This window comes from Pseudomonas sp. SIMBA_067, assembly GCF_046534675.1.
In the GTDB taxonomy this organism is placed as follows: domain Bacteria; phylum Pseudomonadota; class Gammaproteobacteria; order Pseudomonadales; family Pseudomonadaceae; genus Aquipseudomonas; species Aquipseudomonas putida.
This window is the reverse complement of the sequence record NZ_JAWRYH010001070.1, coordinates 1-247: the sequence shown is the minus strand read 5'-3', so window position 1 is coordinate 247 and position 247 is coordinate 1. Positions and strand designations below refer to the sequence as shown.

The 247-nt window shown below is 39.3% G+C and carries 1 protein-coding gene; it reads right to left on the bottom strand.

Annotated features, from left to right (window positions below; translation table 11 throughout):
• Positions 1 to 247: hypothetical protein (locus SB765_RS32535; RefSeq protein WP_410932879.1), on the bottom strand; the 247-nt coding region annotated here is incomplete at both ends.

Here is a 247-nt window from a genome sequence, read left to right as displayed (position 1 = left end):
CATGCAATAAACTCATCATTATGGCGATCAATCGCCATTTTTTTAAAGCTTTTCACCAACAGCGCTGTTTTATTTAAGTTAACTTTTGCCAGTGCTAAGTTCTCTCCAATGCGTGTAGTTGTGTCTTCTAGGGTTGATTTAGTTAGCCCTTGCTTCATGGCTTCATTTAATTTATTTAATGCCATATCGGCATTAGAAACCGAAATAACGGCTCCTCCAATCGGGGTATTCATCTCATGGGCAACAC